Genomic DNA, 20,663 nt, shown 5'->3' with positions numbered 1-20,663 from the left:
CTGCCGCGGCCACACGGGCCGTCCGGACTACGCTGGAGCCGTGAGCACACAACGGGTCTTCGTCGCGCGTCTGGCCGGATGCGCCGTCTTCGATCCCGTCGGCGACCGGGTCGGCAAGGTCCGCGATGTCGTCATCGTGTACCGAAAAACCGCGGCACCTCGCGTGATCGGACTCGTCATCGAGATTCCCGGCCGCCGCCAGGTGTTCCTCTCGATCGGACGCGTCACGTCGATCCGTGCAGGGCAGGTCATCAGCACCGGCCTGATCAACGTCCGGCGGTTCCAGCCGCGTCACGGCGAGGTGCGCGTGCTCGCCGAGTTCCTCGGCCGGCGGGTGAGCCTCGTCGACGGCTCGGGCAACGCCATCGTCGAAGACGCCGCCATCGAGCAGGACCGCCACGGCGAGTGGGCGATCACCCAGCTGTTCCTGCGCAAGCCGAAGACCAACCCCTCGCCCTTCGCGAAGGGTCCGACGACCTTCGCGGCGTGGAGCGAGGTCGCCGAGCTGCGCAATCCCGGCGAGGCGCAGTCCGCCGAGCAGCTCGTCGCCTCGTACTCCGAGCTGCACGCCGCCGACCTGGCCACGTCGCTGCTGGACCTGCCCCAGCAGCGACGCATCGAGGTCGCCGAGGAACTGCCCGACGAGCGTCTGGCCGACGCGCTGGAGGAGATGCCGGAGAACGATCAGGTGAACATCCTCGATCGCCTCGGCGACGAGCGCGCCGCCGACGTGCTCGACGAGATGGAGCCCGACGACGCCGCCGACCTGCTCGCCCAGCTGCCCAAGGAGCGCCTCGAGCAGCTGCTCGCGCTGATGGACCCCGACGAAGCCGAGGACGTGCGCACGCTGCTGCGGTACGGCCCCGATACGGCCGGCGGACTGATGACGACCGAGCCGATCATCCTCTCGGCCGACGCGACCGTCGCCGAGGCGCTCGCCCTGATCCGCCGACACGAGCTGCACCCCGCGCTGGCCGCGGCGGTGTTCGTGACCCTGCCGCCGTTCGAGACGCCGACCGGCCGCCTGCTCGGAGTCGTGCACTTCCAGCGGATGCTGCGCTATCCCCCGCACGAACGCCTGGGGGCCATCCTCGACGACAGCCTCGAACCGGTCTCGGTCACCGCCTCGGCGGCCGAGGTCGCCAGGATGCTTGCGAGCTACGATCTCGTCTCACTGCCCGTGGTCGACCCGGTGCACCGACTGGTCGGCGCCATCAGCGTCGACGACGTGCTCGACTACCTGCTGCCCGATGACTGGCGTACGACCGATGCCGAGGACGCGACCGTGGAAGGTGCCCGATGATGGCCCGCGCCGCACGTCTCGACACCCCAGGCACCCGCGGTGCCGCACGCGTTCCCGCCCCCTCTCGCGACCGCTTCGGTCGATTCACGGAGTGGGTCGCCCGCGCGATGGGAACACCCGCGTTCCTGGTGATCCTCACCCTGTTCTGCGCCGCATGGATCGTGTGGAACACCCTGATGCCCGAATCGCTGCGCTTCGACGACGCGGCCCTCGGCTTCACCGCCCTGACGCTGATGCTGTCGCTGCAGGCCTCGTACGCGGCCCCGCTGATCCTGCTCGCGCAGAACCGTCAGGACGACCGCGATCGCGTGCAGATCGAGCAGGATCGGCAGCGCGCCGAGCGCAACCTCGCCGACACCGAGTACCTCGCCCGTGAGATCGTCGCGCTGCGCCTCGCGCTGGAGGAGAGCAGTGCGCAGGCGGTCAGCCGCGATGTGCTGCGACAGGAGCTGCGGGCGATACTCGCGGAGCTGGGCGATGACGATGCTCGCTGACCGCGTCCGCACCGCGGTCGCCGCGGTCACCGATCCCGAGCTGCGCCGGCCGATCGGCGACCTCGACATGGTGCGCGAGATCACCGTCGACGACGGGATCGCGCACGTGGGCATCGCACTCACCATCGTCGGATGCCCGGCGGCCCAGCGCATCGAGCAGGATGTGCGGGATGCTGCAGCATCCGTCCCCGACATCGTCGGCGTCACCGTCGATGTCGGCGTGATGACCCCCGAGGAGCGGCGGGCGCTCACCGAGAAGCTGCGCGACGGGCGGCCCGCGCGGCAGATGCCGTTCGGCCCCGACTCCCTGACGCGCGTCATCCTCGTCTCGAGCGGCAAGGGCGGCGTCGGCAAGTCGACCGTCACCGCCAACCTCGCCGTCGCGCTCGCCCAGCGCGGTCTGCGGGTGGGGCTGGTGGATGCCGATGTGCACGGCTTCTCGATCCCCGGCCTGCTCGGCATCACCCCGGGCACGCAGCCGACGCGCATCGACGATCTGATGCTCCCCCCGGTGGCGCACGACGTGAAGACCGTGTCGATCGGGATGTTCCTGCGCGAGGGCGAGGGCGTGGTGGCCTGGCGCGGCCCGATGCTGCACCGCACCGTGCAGCAGTTCCTCACCGACGTGTTCTTCGGCGATCTGGACGTGCTGCTGATCGACATGCCCCCGGGCACCGGCGACGTCGCGATCTCGATCGGGCAGATCCTGCCGCACGCCGAGGTGCTCGTGGTGACCACTCCGCAGCCGGCCGCCGCCGACGTCGCGATCCGTTCGGGTCTGGTGGCCCGGCAGACCGGGCAGCGCGTGATCGGCGTGGTCGAGAACATGGCGGCCCTCACCCTGCCCGACGGCACGGTGCTCGACCTGTTCGGCTCCGGTGGCGGCGCCGAGGTGGCCGAGGCGCTGAGCGCTGACGAGAACGTGCCGCTGCTGGCATCCATCCCGCTCAGTCCGGCGCTGCGTCAGGGTGGCGACTCCGGCGAACCGGTCGTGCTCGCTCGGCCGGACGACGTCGCGGCGCAGGCGATCATCACGCTGGCGCGCGACATCGCGCAGCACGGTCGCAGCCTCGCCGGCCGGTCGCTTCCGCTGCGGCCGAGCTGAGGCTCACCGAGATCGGGCGAGATCGGCCGAGATCGGGCTCAGGTGGCCTCGACGTCGAACGGCGGCGGGCTCATCCGCGAGAACGACGTGCGCACCATCGGCTGACGTACCGGCGTCACCGGGTCGGTCGTGAAGGGATTGCTCGACGCGGCAGGGGTCGCCGGCTTGGCCGCCGGGGTGCTGTCGAACTCCGGCTCTTCGAACAGCGCATCCCGGATGATGCGCCGCGGGTCGTACTGCCGCGGGTCGAGCTTGCGCCAGTCGACCTCATCGATCTCGGGACCGAGCTCGTCGCGCATCTTGCTTCGCGTGTCACGCAGGTACTCCCCCGCGCGACGCACGAACTTCGAGAACGACTCCGCCGCCTTCGGCAGCCGCTCGGGACCGATGATGAGCACAGCGACAAGCCCGATCAGCAGCAGCTTGTCGAAGGTCAGCCCCAGTTCCATCCCCTTAGGCTACCCGCCGCGCCTCACGCTGTGATCCACTCGGGGCACTTACGCTGTCAGTACCCCCGAACCTTTCTCAGGAGCGACCCATGAGCGAACACGACGCGAACGCCCGATTCGCCCGCGAGACCATCGTGGAGCCGTCGGCCATCTCCCGCGCCCGCGCGCACGCCGTCGAGCTCGGCGCCGCGCCGGTCAGTCCCGGCATCGGCGCACAGCTCGCGGTGCTCGCGGCCACCAGCGGTGCGCGCTCCATCGTCGAGATCGGCACCGGGGCCGGCGTCTCGGGGCTGTGGCTCATGCGCGGCGCCCCGCAGGCCGTGCTGACCACCATCGACAACGAGCCCGAGCATCTCGGTGTGGCGCGCCAGTCGTTCGCCGATGCGAAGATCCCGCCCGCGCGCGCACGCTTCATCACCGGCCGCGCGGCCGACGTGCTGCCCCGCATGAACGAGGGCGCCTACGACATCGTGCTCGTCGACGCCGACCCCGAGAACGTGATCGAGTACGTCGAGCACAGCCTGCGCCTGGTGCGAACCGGCGGACTCGTGCTGGTGCCGCGCGTGCTGGCCGGCGGCAAGGTCGCCGACCCGGTGCAGCGCGATGAGATCACCACCGCGTACCGCTCCCTGCTGCAGGAGACCCAGGAGTCGCAGGCCGTGCTCGCCGCCCTGTCGACCACCGGCGAAGGGCTGCTGCAGCTCGCCAGGATCTCGGAGTAGCGGCTCCGCAGACACGAAGAAGGGCGATGGACCATGTCCATCGCCCTTCTTCTCTGAGCTGATCTCGTGGGTGTCGGTCAGGCCGCGTTCACAACGGCGGCCAGCACGTCGTGAAGCTCCTTCGCTTCGTCGTCGTTCACGGATACGACCAGACGGCCGCCGCCTTCGAGCGGAACCCGCACGATGATGAGTCGCCCTTCCTTCACAGCCTCCATCGGCCCGTCGCCCGTCCTCGGCTTCATCGCTGCCATCGTGGCTCCCTTTCCTCGGTGGTATGCATCGAGTTTATCGGTATGCTGTGCGCCCCGTCGCCCGCCGCGACACGAGCCGCGTCGGGTGTGATCTACGGAACCTGCCAGTACGTCTGCGCGAGCCCGTACATGACGTGGATCCACAGCCACTGCAGCAGCAGGCACAGCAGCAGCATCCCCCAGCGATAGGTGCGCGACCGCGGCACCGCCAGCGCCCCGACGAGGGGCGTCAGGGGCATCAGCAGGCGGAACGTGCTCGACTGCGGGAAGAACACCGCCAGCAGGTAGAGCACGTAGCTGGCACTCCACAGCCGGATGTCACTGCCCAGCCGACGCACGGCGCGCGCACGCAGCAGGATCAGCGCGATCCCCACCACCAGGGCGACCAGCAGGATCCAGCCGAACCACGCGGGCATCCCCCATTTCATCGCCCAGAACTCGGCGCCGCGTACGAAGCCCTCGAACGGGAAGAAGTCGGGGCGGGGGTCGGTGAGCCAGTTGCGACGCCAGGACAGCTCGGTCTTCAGGTACGCGCCAGGATCACCGGTGACGATCGCCGCGATCACCTGCCAGCTGAATCCCACGACCGTGGCGAGCGCGCCCAGTGCGACGATGTGCACCATGTCGCGCACGGGCAGCGGCTCGCGTCGCCGACGCAGCCATCGCACGATGCCGTGCAGACCGAGGAACAGCGCGAAGGCGAGGATGCCGGGGCGGGTGTACCCCATCACCGGGATCAGCAGGTAGAGCAGCGGATAGCGGTGCCGCGACGCCAGGTCGAGTGCGACCAGCAGCAGCAGCACGAACAGCGTCTCGGCGTAGCCGACCTGGAACAGCGCCGCCAGCGGGCCGTTCGCGAAGAACACCACGGCCCACAGCGCCGCCGTCGAGCCGATCCGCGGTCTGAGCAACCGGTGCAGGGCGAGGCAGGCCAGGAATCCGGCGATCAGCGAGACCAGCAGCGCGCCGGCGCCCCAGTCGCCGAAGCCGACGACCTTCGCGAGATATGCGTACACCGGCATGAACGCCCACGCGTTCTCGGTCACATCCCCCGCGGGTGTCACAGGCAGCGTCGACGGGTACCCGTTCTCTGCCACCCACCAGTACCACTGCGCATCCCAGCCGAGCACGTACTCGCCCAGGGTCGGCTGAAGTCCGAACCGCGACGGTGGTGCAGACAGGCTCGAGGTCAGCACCATCAGCCCCGTGGTGACCAGCCGCGCGAGCAGGTAGATGATGGCGATGCGGCCGGCGACCGGAAGACGCGCCCAGGTGCGCACCGCCCAGACCCGCGCCGCTGGACCCCCGCCGGGGCCGCCCGCGGTCAGCTGCCGCTCAGCCACGCCCGCAGTCCGCGTTCGACCTCGTCGATCTGCGCGAGGGGCACGCGCTCCTCGTCGTGATGGGCGAGATGGGGGTCACCGGGCCCGTAATTGACCGCCGGCACGCCCATCGCCGAGAACCGCGCCACGTCGGTCCAGCCGTACTTCGCGTGCGCCTCGGCGCCGACCGCGGCGAGGAACTGCTGCGCGACGGGGGCGTCGAGTCCGGGCTTGGCGCCGGCGGCGGCATCGGTGAACTCGACCTCGAAGCCCTCGAACGCGCCGCGCACGTGCGCCTGGGCCTCGGCGACGCCCTTGCTGGGTGCGAAGCGGTAGTTGACCTCCACCTCGCACAGATCGGGGATGACGTTGCCGGCGATCCCGCCGCGGATGGCGACCGCGTTCAGGCCCTCGCGGTAGCGGAGGCCCTCGACCTCGATCTCGCGGGCGCGGTACTCGGCGAGCCTGGCGAGGATCGGGGCTGCACCGTGGATGGCGTTCTCACCGACCCATGAGCGGGCGCTGTGTGCGCGCACACCGTGCGTGCGAACGATCGCGCGCAGCGTTCCGTTGCATCCGCCCTCCACGCGCCCGTCGGACGGTTCGCCGAGGATGGCGAAGTCCGCGGCGAACAGGTCGGGCCGTGCGGCCGACAGCAGGAACAGGCCGTTCTTCGACTCCTCGACCTCTTCGTTGTCGTACCACATCCAGGTGACGTCGACGGCGGGTGCGGTCAGCTCGGCCGCGAGCTTCAGCTGCACCGCCACACCGGCCTTCATGTCGACCGTTCCGCGCCCCCGGATGTGCGGGGCGCCATCGACATCGACGTCACGAGTGGGCACATTGCCGTTGATGGGCACGGTGTCGATGTGTCCCGCGATCACGACCCGCTGCGCACGCCCGAGGTTCGTGCGGGCGACGATGGTGTTGCCGTGACGGGTCACCTCGAGGTGCTCGTGCGCGGCGATCGCCGCCTCGATCTCATCGGCCAGCGGCCCCTCACCTCCCGAGACACTGGGGATGTCGCACAGGGCGCGTGTGAGGTCGGCGGCGGACGCGGTCAGATCGAGCACCATGCGCTCCAGCCTATCGACGCCGTCACGGCGCGCGGACGACCCCCGCGCGGGCGTTACCGTAGACGGATGAGCAGTGAGCGCACCGTGTGGGGTATCGGACTGACGACCATCACCGACGAGGCGAGCGCCTCGCCCGGCACGACGCTGGATGCGTGGTTCGCCGACCTCGGCTTCGGCACAGGCATCGACACGGAGTCGGATGCCCGTGGCGCCGCCGACCTCGACCAGCACGCCGGCCCGGATGAGCGTCGCGCGGTGCGCACCGAGGTCGTGCGGGTCGCGATCGATCTGGACGCCGCCGTGGCATCCACCACCGACGCGTACCTGCGCCTGCACGCGCTGTCGCACCTGCTGGTGCGCCCCAACGAGGTCAACCTCGACGGCATCTTCGCGCACCTGCCGAACGTGGCGTGGACCACCGCGGGCCCGATGCTGCCCGCCGACGCCGCCCGACTGCGGCCCGCGCTGCAGCGGCACGGCATCCAGGTGCAGGGCCTCGACAAGTTCCCGCGGCTCACCGACTACGTGCAGCCCGAGGGCGTCCGCATCGCCGACGCCTCGCGGGTGCGCCTGGGAGCACACCTCTCCCCCGGCACGACCGTGATGCACGAGGGCTTCGTGAACTTCAACGCCGGCACGCTCGGTGCCGCGATGGTCGAGGGCCGCATCTCGCAGGGCGTCGTCGTCGGTGCCGACAGCGACATCGGCGGCGGAGCCTCGATCATGGGCACGCTGTCGGGCGGCGGCCAGCACCGCGTGTCGATCGGCGCACGCACCCTGCTCGGCGCGAACGCCGGGATCGGCATCTCGCTGGGTGATGACAGCGTCGTCGAGGCGGGTCTGTACGTGACGGCCGGCTCGAAGGTGGTGCTCAGCGACGCACCGGTGGATGCCGACGGCCGCAAACCCTCGGTGAAGGCCGCCGAGCTGTCGGGCCGCCCCGGCCTGCTGTTCCGGCGCAACTCGCTCACCGGCGCGATCGAGGCCACGCAGCGCACAGGTCACGGCGTGACCCTCAACGAGACTCTGCACGCCTGACCTGCCTTACCCCGGCCCGTCGAGGCCCCCTCTGGTAGCCCGGGCCCCTCCCTGGCGACGCAGTTCGGAGGGGGCGCGGGCGCCCTGAGGGGGCGTCGGCAGGAATCGGGCGTTTCGGCGCTTGCACAGGTGCGGCGGCACCGCACTGCTAGGGTTGATCCGACGCCCCTCGCGAAGCGAGACGTCTGCGTCGTCGATACACTCCGCACCGGCATCCGATAACGATCTCCGGCAGCGGCCCCTCGAGCGGCGAACCGATGCGCGATCCCGCGCCGTCGCCCACTTTCGCAGCACCGCTGCGCTTTTACGGAGATACCCCTATGCCTTCCTTCCTCGATCTCGGCGTGCCCGCGTCACTCGCGAACGTGCTCGCCGCAGACGGCAAGACCGAGCCGTTCGCCATCCAGCGCGACACGCTCCCCGATTCCCTCGCCGGTCGTGACCTGCTCGGTCGTGGCCGCACCGGCAGCGGCAAGACCATCGCCTTCGCGCTGCCGCTGGTCGCGCGCCTCGCTGCCTCGGGCGCGAAGCGCCAGGCCGGCCGTCCGCGCGGACTCGTGCTGGCGCCGACCCGCGAGCTGGCGACGCAGATCGCCGCAACCATCAAGCCGCTCGCCGAGGCCGTCGGCCTGCGCGTCACGACCGTGTTCGGCGGTGTCAGCCAGCGCCCGCAGGAGCAGGCGCTGCGCGGCGGCGTCGACATCATGGTGGCCTGCCCCGGTCGCCTCGAAGACCTCATGAAGCAGCGCATCGTCTCACTGGATGCCGTCGAGATCGCCGTGCTCGACGAGGCCGACCACATGGCCGACCTGGGCTTCCTGCCCGGTGTCACCCGCATCCTCTCGGCCACGCCGCCGCGCGGTCAGCGCCTGCTGTTCAGCGCCACGCTCGACCGTGGCATCGACGCACTGGCCAAGCGCTTCCTGCACGACCCCGTCAGTCACGAGGTCGATGAGGCCAGCGTGCCGGTGGGCGAGATGACGCACCGCGTGCTCGTCGCCGCCGACGCCGATGCCAAGAAGACGCTCGTGCACGACATGGCCTCGGGCACCGGGCGCCGCATCCTGTTCACGCGCACCAAGCACCACGCCAAGAAGCTCGCGAAGCAGCTGACCTCTGCGGGCATCCCCGCCGTCGACCTGCACGGAAACCTCGGCCAGAACGCCCGCGAGCGCAACCTCGCCGCGTTCGGCGCCGACCCGGCCGCAGGCGGGGTCCGCGTGCTGGTCGCCACCGATGTGGCGGCGCGCGGTGTGCACGTCGACGACGTCGAGCTGGTCGTGCACGTCGACCCGCCGGTCGAGCACAAGGCGTACCTGCACCGCTCGGGTCGCACCGCCCGCGCCGGCGCCGCCGGCACCGTGGTCACGCTGATGCTGCCCGAGCAGCGTCGTGACGTGCACGACCTGCTGCGCAAGGCCGCCATCAAGGTGTCGCCCGAGCCCGCCACGGCCGAAGCCGTCGCCGAGCTCGTGGGCGAGCGCGCGCCGCACGTGAAGCCCACTCCCCCTCAGCAGCAGCAGAAGAACCAGCCTAAGAAGAAGGCGGCCGGCGCAACCGGATCGCAGGACGGTACGGGATCGCAGGGCGGTCAGCGCTCGCGCGGTCGCGGCCAGCGCGGCAACCCGCAGGGTGGCAACGGCCAGGGTGGCAACGGCCAGGGCCGTGGCGGTCAGGGTCGCAACGCCCAGGGCGGTAGTGGCCAGGGCGGTCGCCGCAGCGGGCGCGGCCAGGGCGGGGCATCCGACCACAGCGGCAGCACTCGCAGCGGTTCCGTCGCACGCTACTCGAGCGAGACAGGTCAGGGTCAGCGTCCGACGAGCCAGCGACCGCCTCAGGGAGCCGGCCGCCAGGGTTCGCGTCGCGCCAGCCGCCCGCAGGGCCGCTGACAGGCATCCGACACTCCAGGTCGCAATGGATGCCGCTTCGCGGGCGCGCAAGCGGCATCCATTGCGACCTGAACAGCACCACGACGAAGAGAAGCCGGCCACCCCGCGAGGGGTGGCCGGCTTCTCTGTCTCATGACCCGGTGTCAGCGCGTCGGGAACTGCCGCTCGGGCGAACCCGTGTACAGCTGCTGGGGACGGCCGATCTTGGTCTGCGGGTCGAGGCTCAGCTCGCGCCACTGCGCCAGCCAGCCGGGAAGCCGGCCGATCGCGAACAGCACGGTGAACATGCGGGTCGGGAAGCCCATCGCCTTGTAGATCACGCCGGTGTAGAAGTCGACGTTCGGGTACAGGCGGCGCTCCTTGAAGTAGTCGTCCGCGAGGGCGATCTCCTCGAGCTCCTTGGCGAGGTCCAGCAGCGGGTCGCTGACGCCGAGGGATGCGAGCACCTCGTCGGCGGCTTCCTTGACGAGCTTCGCGCGCGGGTCGTAGTTCTTGTAGACGCGGTGCCCGAAGCCCATCAGCTTCACACCGTCTTCCTTGTTCTTCACGCGCTCGACGAAGCGCTGCACGCTCTGACCCGACTCGCGGATCTGTCCGAGCATGGTGAGCACGGCCTCGTTGGCACCGCCGTGCAGCGGGCCGGAAAGGGCCTGGATGCCCGCCGAGATCGACGCGAACTGGTTGGCGCCGGTGGAGCCCACCAGGCGCACGGTCGACGTGGAGGCGTTCTGCTCGTGGTCCTCGTGCAGGATCAGCAGAAGCTCGAGAGCCTTCGACATGACGGGATTGACCTCGTACGGCTCGGAGAGCACGCCGAAGTTCAGCTTCAGGAAGTTGTCGACGAAGCTGAGCGAGTTGTCGGGGTACAGGAAGGCCTGTCCGACGCTCTTCTTGTGCGCGTACGCCGCGATCACCGGCAGCTTGGCGAGCATGCGCACCATGTTCAGCTCGACGTGCTCGGGGTTGTTCGGGTCGGTCTGGCCCTCGTAGTACGTCGACAGCGCCGCGACTGCAGATGACAGCACCGACATCGGGTGCGCGGTGTGCGGCAGCGCCGAGAAGAAGCGCTTCAGGTCTTCGTGCAGCAGGGTGTGGCGACGGATGCGCTCGTCGAAGTCGGCCAGCTCGGATGCCGTGGGCAGCTCGCCGTAGATGAGCAGCCAGGCGACCTCGAGGTAGGTGCAGTTCTTGGCGACCTGCTCGATCGGGTACCCGCGGTAGCGCAGGATGCCCTTGTCTCCGTCGATGAAAGTGATCGCCGACTTGGTCGACGCCGTGTTCACGAAGCCGTAGTCGAGACCCGTGTAGCCGGTCTGGCGCGTCAACGTCGAGAAGTCGATGCTGTCGATGCCACTGGTCGAGCGCAAGAGAGGGAACTCCGCCGTGGTACCGCCGATCGAGAGAGTCGCCTTCTCGGGCTGAGCTGCGCTCACGCCAACCTCCTGCTGCGTCTGTGTCGTCAAGGGCGATGGCCGGGGGCAGCGCGTCTCGGGTCGAATGGCACCGGACCGCGCACGATCACATCGCTCTTACAGCCTAGCTGTGCCTCCGGCCTACTGTGACATCCACCAAGAGATCGCCACTTCGGGCAAGGATCACCACAAAGCGCCTCAGGTCGATACGGCGAGTCTGGCCGCCGCCTGCTGCACGCGCTCGAGCGGGGCGGTCAGCGACAGCCGCACATGATCGGCGGAGTGCGCACCGTAGAAGTGACCGGGGCCGGCCAGGATACCCAGTGCCGCGAGCCGATCCATCGACTCCCAGGCGTCGCGCCCCTCGGTGACCCACAGGTACAGACCGGCCTCGGAGCCGTCGATGCGGAACCCTGCCTGCCGCAGCGCGGGCACGAGGGCATCCCGACGCTGCCGGTACAGCTCCTTCTGCGCCGCGACGTGCGCGTCGTCGCGCAGGGCGACGGCCATCGCATGCTGCACGGGCGCGGGCGGCATGAGGCCGAGATGCTTGCGGGCCGTGAGCACGTCGCCGACGATGCGCGCGCAGCCCGCGATGAACGCGGCGCGGTAGCCGGCGAGGTTCGACTGCTTGCTGAGCGAATAGACGCTGAGCAGGCCCGCGCGCGTACCGCCGGTCACCCGGGGGTCGAGCACCGACGGGATGATCTCCTCAGCCCACGGGCCGTCCCAGCCGAGCTCGGCGTAGCACTCGTCGCTGGCCAGCACAGCCCCCAGTTCACGGGCACGGCGCACCGCGACCGCCAGCTCGTCGACGCTCCAGGTGCGTCCGTCAGGGTTGCCGGGGGTGTTGATCCAGATCAGCTTCGCGCCCTCGGGCCACTCGGCCGGGTCGTCGGCAGCGACCGCGACGGCGTCCACGATCGCCGCACCCACCGCATAGGTGGGGTACGCGACGCGCGGGTGCACGACGATGTCGCCCGCTCCGAGGCCGAGGAGCGTCGGCAGCAGTGCGACCAGCTCCTTCGAGCCGATCGTGGGCAGCACGTTCGCCTCACGCAGGTCGGGAACGCCACGGCGTCGGGCGTACCAGTCGACGATCGCGGCGCGCACGGCGGGCGTGCCGACGGTTTGCGGGTAGGCGTGCGCGTCGGTCGCCTCGGCGAGCGCCGCGCGGATCACCTCGGGCGTCGGATCGACCGGCGATCCGATGGAGAGGTCGACGAGACCGTCGGGATGCTGCGCTGCACGCTCACGGTAGGGGACGACCGCATCCCAGGGGTAGTCGGCGAGGTCGCGGACGCCCATCTACTCCCCCTGCGGGGGCAGCACCGAGATCACGGGGTGATCGAAGTCGTAGACGCCGACCTTGGCGGCGCCGCCGGGAGAGCCGATCTCATTGAAGAACTCGACGTTGGCCTTGTAGTAGTCGGCCCATTCCTCGGGGAGGTCGTCCTCGTAGTAGATCGCCTCGACCGGGCACACCGGCTCGCAGGCGCCGCAGTCGACGCACTCGTCGGGGTGGATGTACAGCATCCGCTCGCCCTCGTAGATGCAGTCCACCGGGCACTCGTCGACGCAGGCACGGTCCTTGACATCGACACAGGGAAGAGCGATCACATACGTCACATGACCAGTCTACGGCTCCTCGGGAGTGCGAGCCTCTGCCGGCGGAGTCGCCGCAGGCCGGGGCGACGACAGCGCGCGCAGCCTGGACATGTCGGGCCAGGCCACGACGAGCAGCACGATGCCCGACGCCACGTACATCCAGATGTTGCCCAGCGGCGTGTTCGGCACGATGATCGAGCCCCCGGGGCCGCGCTGCGAGATCACCAGGATCAGCGCCATCATGCCGATGCCCGCAGCCAGTGCGGCCCACCGGTCTCCGGTGAGCGCGCGCAGCGCGATCAGCAGCGCCCCGCAGCCGATGGCGCCGACGATCAGCCCGAGCGGCACCGGGCCGAGCGTGAAGCTGTGCGCGATGGTGGCGGCGACGCCGTAGACGGCGCCGACGAGAGCGGCGGCGAGCCATGACAGGCCGCGAGAGAGGATGCTGCGCACAGAGCAAGCCTAGTTGCCCGGCACCGGATGCCGAGTCAGACCGCCAAGCCGAACAGGCGCAGCAGTGCGGCCACGGCGGCGGCCGCCACGACGACGACGAGGAACGACTGCCGCATCCACAGGAGCCCCGCCGCCACCAGCACGGCGGGCACACGGGCATCCACGATCACCGCCTGCCCCTCACCCAGCGTCTGCACGGCGACGAGCGCTCCCAGCAGCGCGACGGTGAGCAGATCGGAGATCCGCGCCGGGCGCGGGGCTTCGAGCAGGCGGGCGGGGATCAGGTATCCGAACGCCTTCAGCGCCACGCAGATGCACGCGGCCAGCAGCACCGCACTCCACACGCTCACGGTGACACCTCCTTCACAGGCGGAGCGTCATCGCGCCCGAGCCAGTTGAACCAGCCGACCAGGATCGCCACGAGTGCGGCCACGAGCACCGGAAGCCCAGGCATCAGGAACGGGGTGAGCGAGGCGGCGACGACGGCCGCAGCGACGCCGACGGCGACCGCCTGGCGCTGTTTCAGCCGCGGCCACAGCAGCGCGAGGAACGCGGCAGCGGCGGCCGCGTCGAGCCCCCACGTCTTCGGGTCGCCGAGCACGTCACCCAGCAGCGCTCCGGCGAGGGTGGTGAGGTTCCAACCGATGAAGACGCCCAGCCCGGTGATCCAGAACCCGAGCCTGCGCAGCCGCGTCGAGCCCTGCGAGATGGCGACGGCGGTGGACTCGTCGATGGTGACCTGGGCGGCGGCCGCGCGACGCCAGAACCCGTCGCCGATGATCGACGACATGCGCATGCCGTAGGCCACGTTGCGCACGCCGAGCAGCGCCGCCGATGCGATGGCCGAGGGCAATGCGGCAATCCCACCCGCGCCGAAGACGCCGATGAACGCGAACTGCGAGCCGCCGGTGAACATCAGCAGGCTGAGCACGCAGGTCTGCCAGACGTCGAGGCCGGACGCCACCGCGAGCGCACCGAACGAGATGCCGTAGGCGCTGGTGGCGATCGCGACGCCGAGCCCCTCTCGCCACACTTCCCGGGCTGCGGCACCGTCGTCGACCTCGTCGACTGTTCGATCCACTGAACGCATGCCTATCATTCTGAACAGCAGATGACGGGCCGTCAAGCTGAACGTTCGTTTGACATACTAAACGGCATGGAGCTGCGTGAACGTCTGGCCCGCTCGCTGCGCCGCGAGCGCGAAGCCGCCGGTCTGTCGGTGTCCGAGCTCGCGCGTCGAGCGAGCGTGTCGAAGGCGACGATCTCGCAACTGGAGAGCGGTTCGGGGAACCCCAGCGTCGAGACACTGTGGGCGATCGGCGACGCCCTCGGCATCCCGTTCGCCACTCTGGTCGAGGAGCGCGTCACCGCCCCCCGCCTGATCCGGCTCGGCGATCACGCCGGCGTACCCTCGGCCGCCGCACCGTACCTGGCGACACTGCTCTCAGCCGCGGCACCCGGCACGCGACGCGACATCTACCTGATCCAGGCCGAGCCCGGGGAACCGCGCCGGTCTCTGCCGCACCACGCGGGAACCACCGAGCACGTCGTGCTGCTCAGCGGCGAAGCGCTGCTCGGCCCCGCCGAGGCACCCGAGCTCATGCATCCCGGCGACTACCTGTCGTACGCCGGCGACGCGCCCCACGTGTTCGAGGCGCGTCTGCCGGGCACCAGCGCGGTGCTGGTCACCGAACTGCGCTGATCGCCGTGGAGCTCAGTACCAGTTGACGGCCTGCGAGTGACCCCACGCCGCGCACGGCGAGCCGTACGCGCGCTGGATGTAGTCGAGGCCCCACGAGATCTGCGTGGTGGCGTTCGTGCGCCAGTCGCTGCCCGCGGTGGCCATCTTGTCACCGGGCAGAGCCTGAGGGATGCCGGTGGCGCCACCGTTCTGGTTGTAGGCCTGATAGTTCCAGCCGGATTCCTTGGTCCACAGCGAGACCAGGCACGAGAACTCGCCCTCGCCCCAGCCGTAGCGCTCGGCGGCCATCGCCCTGGCCGTCGCCTTGGCGCCGTCGGGGGTGTTGCCTGCGGCCAGTGCCTCCGCGGCACGACGGGCATCCTCGGCAGCCTTCTTCGCCGCCTTCTCGGCCGCGATCCGCTCGGCCTCGGCCTTCAGACGGGCATTCTCGGCGGCCTTGTTGACCCGCGCGGTGGTCAGCGCGTTCTGCATGGCGTCCCTGCGCCCGTCCACCGCAGCGATGCCGGCGGTGACGTCATCGGTGAGCTCGGCCAGACGCTGCGACGACAGGTCGTCGGCGCCTTCGAGCATCCGCACGTCACTGCGCAGTTCGACGAAGTCGACGGCGGTCGTGACCGTGCCGAGCGAGATGTCGGCGGTCGCGACGACGTTGTTCAGCGCCTCGGCGTTGACGAGGGCGATCTTGCCGTCGTCGACGGCGTCGGATGCCTGCTCGAGGGCGGCCTCGGTGGGGTACGCGCCGAGCGCGGCCGGTGCGTAGACGATTCCTGCGGCTGCGGTGGCGATCAGCGCTGCACCCACGGCGATGCCGATCAGGGGGCGGCGCATCGCCGAGTTCGCGGACGCGGCGGCAGCCACCCGGCGGGACGCACGGGTGTTCTGGTGGTGGAACATGGGGTATCGACTTTCGGGTCGTCGTCGGCCCGGACCCACGCGGGGCTGCTCATCGGGAGCGGGTACCCGGGCACGAAGAACGAGTCTCTCCCGGCGACCTGGGCGAAACCCCGCGCCGACCTGGATGTTCCGTGTCCGGAACCCGAGAATCAGCGCGTCACGCTCTCGAGAAGATGTGTTATGGATTCGTTACCTTGGGTGGAGACGGGTCGGGGATCTCCTCCGGCTTGTACCTCGGCAGACGCGATGCCGGGATGATCGCGAGCGCGCTGATCCCGGCCAGCAGCAGCAGTCCGAGCTTGAGGGTGCGCAGGCGCACCTCCTCGTTCACGGCGACGGCGGCATCGACCTGCGCCTCGGTGGCGTCGGTCTGCTCGAGCACGCTTCGCAGCTCGTCGTTGCTGATGAAGTTGACGTTGTCCATGTTCACCTGGGCGACCAGCGAGGGCGGGATCTCAGGATGCTCCACCACCGCGCGGCCGACGCTGAGCCCCAGCAGCGAGACCAGCAGCGCGCCCGCCACCGCGGTGCCGACGGCCGACGCCAGGTTCTGCGTCGTGCCGCGCAGCGAGCCCACATCGCCGGCCAGCTTCGTCGGCGCCGCCGTGACCAGCACGTTGAACACCAGAGTGACCAGCGCCCCCTGCCCGACGCCGAACACGAACAGCCCGAGGATGGTCGGCAGCGTCTCCCAGTTGTTGTTCACGACGAACGCCAGCCAGCACAGGGCGGCTGTGGTGAGCACGAAGCCGAAGACGCCGATCACGCGCGGCGGGTACTTCTTGTAGAACCGCACGACCAGCGTCGCCGTGACGAAGACGGTGAGGTTGAACGGCATCATCGCCAGCGAGGTGTCGAACGGCGTGCGTCCCTGCACGATCTGGATGTACAGCGGGATCGAGAAGTTCACGCAGGCCTCGAGCGCGACCACGATGAACATCGCGTACACGGCCGCACGCTCCCGCGGGGAGTCGATGACGCTCAGATCGATCAGCGGCACCTTGCCCAGGCGCATGCGCCGCCGCGTCCACAGGAAGAACGCCTGACCGAGCATGATGCCGATCACGATCAGCACCGGCGCCGGTGACAGGCCGAAAACGCTGAACGGCGCCCCCTCCGAGGCGGTCGTCGCACCCCAGGTGTTGAGGTTGTTGAAGCCGAGGGTCAGCATGACCACGGCCGCACCGATCAGGACGGCGGCCACCAGATCGATCCGGATCGACGCGTCACCCCGGTCTCCGCGCAGTGTGAAGCTCAGCGCGAAGACGGCCACTGCGATGCCCAGCACGATGAAGAACACCGGACGCCAGCCCACGAGCGTGCCCAGCGTGCCGCCGATCAGGAACGCACTCACGCCCGAGATCGCGCGCGCCGAGCCGAGCGCGCCGACGGCAGTCGCCTGCTGCCGTCCGCGGTAGTTCTCGGCGATCAGCGCGACCAGTGCGGGCACGATGATCGCGGCGGCCGCACCGGCCACAGCCTGGCCGGCGATCGCCCACGCGACCGTGGGCGAGAAGATCATCATCAGCGATGACCCGGCGAACAGTGCCACCACCACCCGGAAGATCAGCACCCAGCCGATGAGTTGCCCGAGTTTGGCGCCGGTCATCACGAGGGCGGCGACCGCGAGCCCGTAAACGACGATGGTCGAGCTGGCGATCGTCGGCGGCACGCCGAAGTCCTCGACCATGCCGCCCAGCGAGATCGGCAGCGCGGCGACGTTGAACGACATCAGCACCTGGGCGAGGAACAGGCTCACCATCGGCAGCCAGGAGGTCTTCTGCTCGGCACCCTGTGCGGTGCCGACGGTGTCGGCGGTCATGCGCGTCCTTCCGTGGTGACGGCGACCCTGGGCGCCGAGGCGAACAGATTGAGACCGAGGGCGCGGGAGAGGTGCCCGATGGCTAGCTGCGACCGCACCGAGTTGCCGGCACGGTCCAGTCGCGGCGAGAACGCCCCCGCGGCGCCCTTGCCCGGCGCGACGGCGACGATGCCGCCGGCCACACCGGATTTGGCCGGGATACCGATCTCGAACAGCCACTCGCCGCTGCGCTCGTACAGTCCGGAGGCGGCGACAACAGCGAGCGTGTCCCTGCACACGTCGGCGGAGACGACCCGCTCACCCGTCACGGGGTTCACTCCCCCGTCGGCGAGCGTCGCGCCCATCACGGCGAGGTCGTGTGCGGTGACGTTGAGCGCGCACTGGCGCGTGTACACGTCGACGATGTCGTCGGAGTCACCCTCGAGACGTCCGTAGCTGGCCAGCAGCCGGCCCAGCGCCTGGTTGCGCTGATTCGTCAGCATCTCGGAGCGGTAGACCTCGCCGTCCATGGCCAGAGACCGGCCGGCGAACGCCGAGAGACCCTCACGGATACGCTCCCACTTCTCGGCGGGGGTCGCGCCCGGCATCAGCGCGGTCGTGGCGATGGCGCCGGCGTTGACCATGGGATTCATCGGATGCCCGGCGTTGAGCTCCAGCGCCATGACTGAGTTGAACGCCAGGCCGGTGTTGTTCACTCCGACGATCTCGCGCACGCGCTCGTGCCCGTGCTCCTGGATCGCCAGCGCGTAGACGAACATCTTCGAGATGGACTGGATCGAGAACAGGTGCGTCGCGTCGCCGACGTCGTGCACGCCGCCGGTCACGTCGACGACCGCCAGGCCGAACAGCGCGGGGTCCGCCGCCCCGAGGATCGGGATGTAGTCGGCGACCGCGCCGGAGTCGTCCGCCCGGTGACGATCGAACGCCTCCTGAACCAGCTCGTCGACGCGTTCCCATCCGGGCAGCGCCCCGGTCGATACGCGCTGATCGACTCCCTCGAGGTCAGTCGGGATCACCGGGGCCTCCTCATCTCTCGGTCACACCGTAGACCCCCCAGCGGGGGTCTGTACAGGTGCGCCGAGAAACGGCGAGGAGGTTACGCGTTCGCGTCCTGGCGCTTGAGGCGCGATGCCTCGCGTCCGCGGATCGTCTGATCGAGGATCACCTTGCGGATGCGCACGACCTCGGGGGTCACCTCGACACATTCGTCGTCGCGCGCGAACTCCAGGCTCTCCTCGAGCGACAGCTCCCGCGGCGGCGTCATCGACTCGAACGAGTCGGCGGTCGCCGAGCGCATGTTGGTGAGCTTCTTCTCCTTGGTGATGTTCACGTCCATGTCATCGCTGCGCGAGTTCTCGCCGATGACCATGCCCTCGTAGACCTCCTGCGTGGGCTTGACGAAGAACGACATGCGCTCCTGCAGGGCGATCATCGCGAACGGGGTCACCACACCGGCGCGGTCGGCGACGATCGAGCCGTTCTGACGCGTGGTGATCTGGCCCGCCCACGGCTCGTAGCCATGCGAGATGCTGTTGGCGATGCCGGTGCCGCGGGTCGTGGTCATGAACTCGGTGCGGAAGCCGATCAGACCGCGCGCCGGGACCACGAACTCCATGCGCACCCAGCCGGTGCCGTGGTTGATCATGTTGTCCATGCGGCCCTTGCGGTTCGCCAGCAGCTGCGTGATCGCCCCGAGGTACTCCTCGGGGGCGTCGATGGTCAGGTGCTCGAACGGCTCGTACGTCTTGCCGTCGATCTTCCTGGTGACCACCTGCGGCTTGCCGACGGTGAGCTCGAAGCCCTCGCGGCGCATGTTCTCGACCAGGATCGCCAGGGCCAGCTCACCGCGGCCCTGCACCTCCCAGGCATCGGGGCGCCCGATCTCGACGACCTTCAGCGAGACGTTTCCGATCAGCTCGCGGTCCAGGCGGTCCTTCACCATGCGGGCGGTCAGCTTGTGCCCGCGCACCTTGCCAACCAGCGGCGAGGTGTTGGTGCCGATGGTCATCGAGATCGCCGGGTCGTCGACGTGGATCTGCGGCAGCGGCCGCACATCGTCGGGGTCGGCGATCGTCTCGCCGATCGTGATGTCCTCGAAGCCGGCGATCGCGACGATGTCGCCGGGGCCGGCCTGCTCGGCCGGGTACCGCTCGAGGGCGCGGGTCATCAGCAGCTCGGTGATGCGGGCGCTGCTGGTGGTGCCGTCGGCACGCACCCAGGCGACGGTCTGGCCCTTGCGCAGCGTGCCGTTGAACACGCGCAGCAACGCGAGACGGCCGAGGAACGGGCTCGAGTCGAGGTTGGTGACCCACGCCTGCAGCGGCGCCTCGTCATCGTACGACGGTGCCGGGATGTGCTCGAGGATGGCCTCGAAGAGCGGCTCGAGGTCGTCGTTATCGGGCAGTTCGCCGTTGGCGGGGCGGGTGCGCGATGCGGCGCCGGCGCGGCCGGACGCGTAGACGACGGGCACGTCGAGCAGGGCGTCGACGTCGAGGTCTGGCACGTCGTCGACGAGGTCGGATGCCAGGCCCAGCAGCAGGTCCTGCGCCTCGGCCTCGACCTCGGCGATGCGCGCGTCGGGGCGATCGGTCTTGTTCACCAGCAGGATCACGGGCAGCTTCGCCTCAAGCGCCTTGCGCAGCACGAAGCGGGTCTGCGGCAGCGGACCCTCCGAGGAGTCGACGAGAAGCACGACGCCATCGACCATCGACAGCCCGCGCTCGACCTCGCCGCCGAAGTCGGCGTGGCCTGGCGTGTCGATGACGTTGATGGTCACCGGCTTGTCGGTGTGGGCGCCGTTGTAGGTGATCGCGGTGTTCTTCGCGAGGATCGTGATGCCCTTCTCGCGCTCGAGGTCACCCGAGTCCATGGCGCGCTCATCGACGTGCGCGTGTTCGCCGAAGGAGCCCGTCTGGCGGAGCATCGCGTCGACGAGCGTGGTCTTGCCGTGGTCGACGTGCGCGACGATCGCGACGTTGCGGAGATCAGAGCGGAGGGCGTTCGCCATTCAGGAGTCCTAAGCGGAGTGGGGTGGGATGGGATGCCGCTTGTGCCGACGAGGACCGGCGAGACGACGTTCCAGGATAACGTACGGTCGCACCTGGTTTCTGAACGCCAGGTCGT

General features: G+C 69.8%; 21 protein-coding genes. 7 read left to right on the top strand and 14 right to left on the bottom strand.

From position 1 onward, the window contains the following. Window positions 1-40 precede the first annotated feature (40 nt). Genes WDU99_RS03280 through WDU99_RS03270 form a run of 3 tightly spaced genes read left to right on the top strand, consistent with a single transcriptional unit; the run spans window position 41 to window position 2,902 of the window. Complete coding sequence (locus WDU99_RS03280; RefSeq protein WP_337331004.1) at window positions 41-1,303, top strand: magnesium transporter; 1,263 nt, start codon at window positions 41-43, stop codon at window positions 1,301-1,303. Beyond that, window positions 1,303-1,797, top strand: coding sequence for a DUF1003 domain-containing protein (locus WDU99_RS03275; RefSeq protein WP_337331003.1), 495 nt, complete (start codon window positions 1,303-1,305; stop codon window positions 1,795-1,797). The genes WDU99_RS03280 and WDU99_RS03275 overlap by 1 nt, the downstream gene beginning before the upstream one ends. Then, a complete protein-coding gene (locus WDU99_RS03270; RefSeq protein ID WP_337331002.1) occupies window positions 1,781-2,902 on the top strand; it encodes an Mrp/NBP35 family ATP-binding protein in 1,122 nt (373 codons plus the stop codon). Before WDU99_RS03275 ends, WDU99_RS03270 begins: the two co-directional genes overlap by 17 nt. A 38-nt stretch (window positions 2,903-2,940) precedes the next feature. Here WDU99_RS03270 and WDU99_RS03265 read toward each other — a convergent pair whose 3' ends face one another. Then, on the bottom strand, window positions 2,941-3,351 hold the full coding sequence (locus WDU99_RS03265; protein WP_337331001.1) for a twin-arginine translocase TatA/TatE family subunit: 411 nt from the start codon (window positions 3,349-3,351) through the stop codon (window positions 2,941-2,943). A gap of 89 nt (window positions 3,352-3,440) precedes the next feature. Here WDU99_RS03265 and WDU99_RS03260 point away from each other — a divergent pair, with 89 nt between their 5' ends. After that, entirely contained in the window at window positions 3,441-4,073 is a 633-nt protein-coding gene (locus WDU99_RS03260; protein ID WP_337331000.1) for an O-methyltransferase, read from the top strand. A 77-nt stretch (window positions 4,074-4,150) separates the two neighbouring features. Here the strand turns inward: WDU99_RS03260 and WDU99_RS03255 are convergent, their stop codons facing one another. The 3 genes from WDU99_RS03255 to dapE form a co-directional block, all read right to left on the bottom strand. Then, window positions 4,151-4,324, bottom strand: a complete 174-nt coding sequence (locus WDU99_RS03255) for a DUF3117 domain-containing protein (RefSeq protein WP_179411345.1) — start codon at window positions 4,322-4,324, stop codon at window positions 4,151-4,153. Window positions 4,325-4,416: 92 nt separating this feature from the next. Beyond that, entirely contained in the window at window positions 4,417-5,667 is a 1,251-nt protein-coding gene (locus tag WDU99_RS03250) for a hypothetical protein (RefSeq protein WP_337330999.1), read from the bottom strand. Beyond that, window positions 5,649-6,722, bottom strand: coding sequence for a succinyl-diaminopimelate desuccinylase (dapE, locus tag WDU99_RS03245; RefSeq protein ID WP_337330998.1), 1,074 nt, complete (start codon window positions 6,720-6,722; stop codon window positions 5,649-5,651). Before dapE ends, WDU99_RS03250 begins: the two co-directional genes overlap by 19 nt. Before the next feature lie 66 nt (window positions 6,723-6,788). Between dapE and dapD the strand changes: the two genes are divergently transcribed. Together dapD and WDU99_RS03235 are read left to right on the top strand one after the other, a co-directional pair. Next, complete coding sequence (dapD, locus tag WDU99_RS03240) at window positions 6,789-7,760, top strand: 2,3,4,5-tetrahydropyridine-2,6-dicarboxylate N-succinyltransferase (RefSeq protein ID WP_337330997.1); 972 nt, start codon at window positions 6,789-6,791, stop codon at window positions 7,758-7,760. Window positions 7,761-8,080: 320 nt separating this feature from the next. Then, complete coding sequence (locus WDU99_RS03235) at window positions 8,081-9,649, top strand: DEAD/DEAH box helicase (protein WP_337330996.1); 1,569 nt, start codon at window positions 8,081-8,083, stop codon at window positions 9,647-9,649. A gap of 143 nt (window positions 9,650-9,792) precedes the next feature. Here WDU99_RS03235 and WDU99_RS03230 read toward each other — a convergent pair whose 3' ends face one another. The 6 genes from WDU99_RS03230 to WDU99_RS03205 all read right to left on the bottom strand — a co-directional run bounded on the left by WDU99_RS03230 (window position 9,793) and on the right by WDU99_RS03205 (window position 14,212). Continuing rightward, on the bottom strand, window positions 9,793-11,082 hold the full coding sequence (locus tag WDU99_RS03230; protein WP_337330995.1) for a citrate synthase: 1,290 nt from the start codon (window positions 11,080-11,082) through the stop codon (window positions 9,793-9,795). A gap of 177 nt (window positions 11,083-11,259) precedes the next feature. Next, on the bottom strand, window positions 11,260-12,369 hold the full coding sequence (gene dapC / locus WDU99_RS03225) for a succinyldiaminopimelate transaminase (protein WP_337330994.1): 1,110 nt from the start codon (window positions 12,367-12,369) through the stop codon (window positions 11,260-11,262). Then, entirely contained in the window at window positions 12,370-12,690 is a 321-nt protein-coding gene (gene fdxA / locus WDU99_RS03220) for a ferredoxin (RefSeq protein WP_337330993.1), read from the bottom strand. It abuts the gene before it with no gap. Between the two features lie 9 nt (window positions 12,691-12,699). Then, window positions 12,700-13,122, bottom strand: coding sequence for a histidinol dehydrogenase (locus WDU99_RS03215; RefSeq protein ID WP_337330992.1), 423 nt, complete (start codon window positions 13,120-13,122; stop codon window positions 12,700-12,702). A 35-nt stretch (window positions 13,123-13,157) separates the two neighbouring features. Beyond that, window positions 13,158-13,472 carry an AzlD domain-containing protein gene (locus WDU99_RS03210; RefSeq protein WP_337330991.1) on the bottom strand — a complete coding sequence of 105 codons (315 nt, stop codon included), beginning with the start codon at window positions 13,470-13,472 and terminating at the stop codon, window positions 13,158-13,160. Then, window positions 13,469-14,212, bottom strand: coding sequence for an AzlC family ABC transporter permease (locus WDU99_RS03205; RefSeq protein WP_337330990.1), 744 nt, complete (start codon window positions 14,210-14,212; stop codon window positions 13,469-13,471). Before WDU99_RS03205 ends, WDU99_RS03210 begins: the two co-directional genes overlap by 4 nt. A gap of 66 nt (window positions 14,213-14,278) precedes the next feature. Here WDU99_RS03205 and WDU99_RS03200 point away from each other — a divergent pair, with 66 nt between their 5' ends. Next, window positions 14,279-14,824 (top strand): helix-turn-helix domain-containing protein, encoded by a 546-nt coding sequence (locus WDU99_RS03200; RefSeq protein WP_337330989.1) that lies wholly within the window; start codon window positions 14,279-14,281, stop codon window positions 14,822-14,824. Between the two features lie 12 nt (window positions 14,825-14,836). On the opposite strand, the gene WDU99_RS03195 is transcribed toward WDU99_RS03200, so the two are convergent. The 4 genes from WDU99_RS03195 to typA form a co-directional block, all read right to left on the bottom strand. Next, the gene (locus WDU99_RS03195) at window positions 14,837-15,718 is read right to left on the bottom strand and encodes an aggregation-promoting factor C-terminal-like domain-containing protein (RefSeq protein WP_337330988.1); all 882 of its coding nucleotides are present in this window, start codon (window positions 15,716-15,718) and stop codon (window positions 14,837-14,839) included. 178 nt (window positions 15,719-15,896) lie between these two features. Continuing rightward, on the bottom strand, window positions 15,897-17,540 hold the full coding sequence (locus WDU99_RS03190; protein ID WP_337330987.1) for an MFS transporter: 1,644 nt from the start codon (window positions 17,538-17,540) through the stop codon (window positions 15,897-15,899). Beyond that, a complete protein-coding gene (gene glsA, locus WDU99_RS03185; RefSeq protein WP_337330986.1) occupies window positions 17,537-18,556 on the bottom strand; it encodes a glutaminase A in 1,020 nt (339 codons plus the stop codon). The genes WDU99_RS03190 and glsA overlap by 4 nt, the downstream gene beginning before the upstream one ends. Before the next feature lie 80 nt (window positions 18,557-18,636). Then, on the bottom strand, window positions 18,637-20,547 hold the full coding sequence (gene typA, locus WDU99_RS03180) for a translational GTPase TypA (protein WP_337330985.1): 1,911 nt from the start codon (window positions 20,545-20,547) through the stop codon (window positions 18,637-18,639). Window positions 20,548-20,663: the final 116 nt, after the last annotated feature.

The sequence above is a fragment of the Microbacterium bandirmense genome, from assembly GCF_037204185.1.
Taxonomy (GTDB): Bacteria; Actinomycetota; Actinomycetes; order Actinomycetales; family Microbacteriaceae; genus Microbacterium; species Microbacterium bandirmense.
Note: the sequence above shows the minus strand (reverse complement) of the source record. Positions and strands in the feature narration are given on the sequence as shown.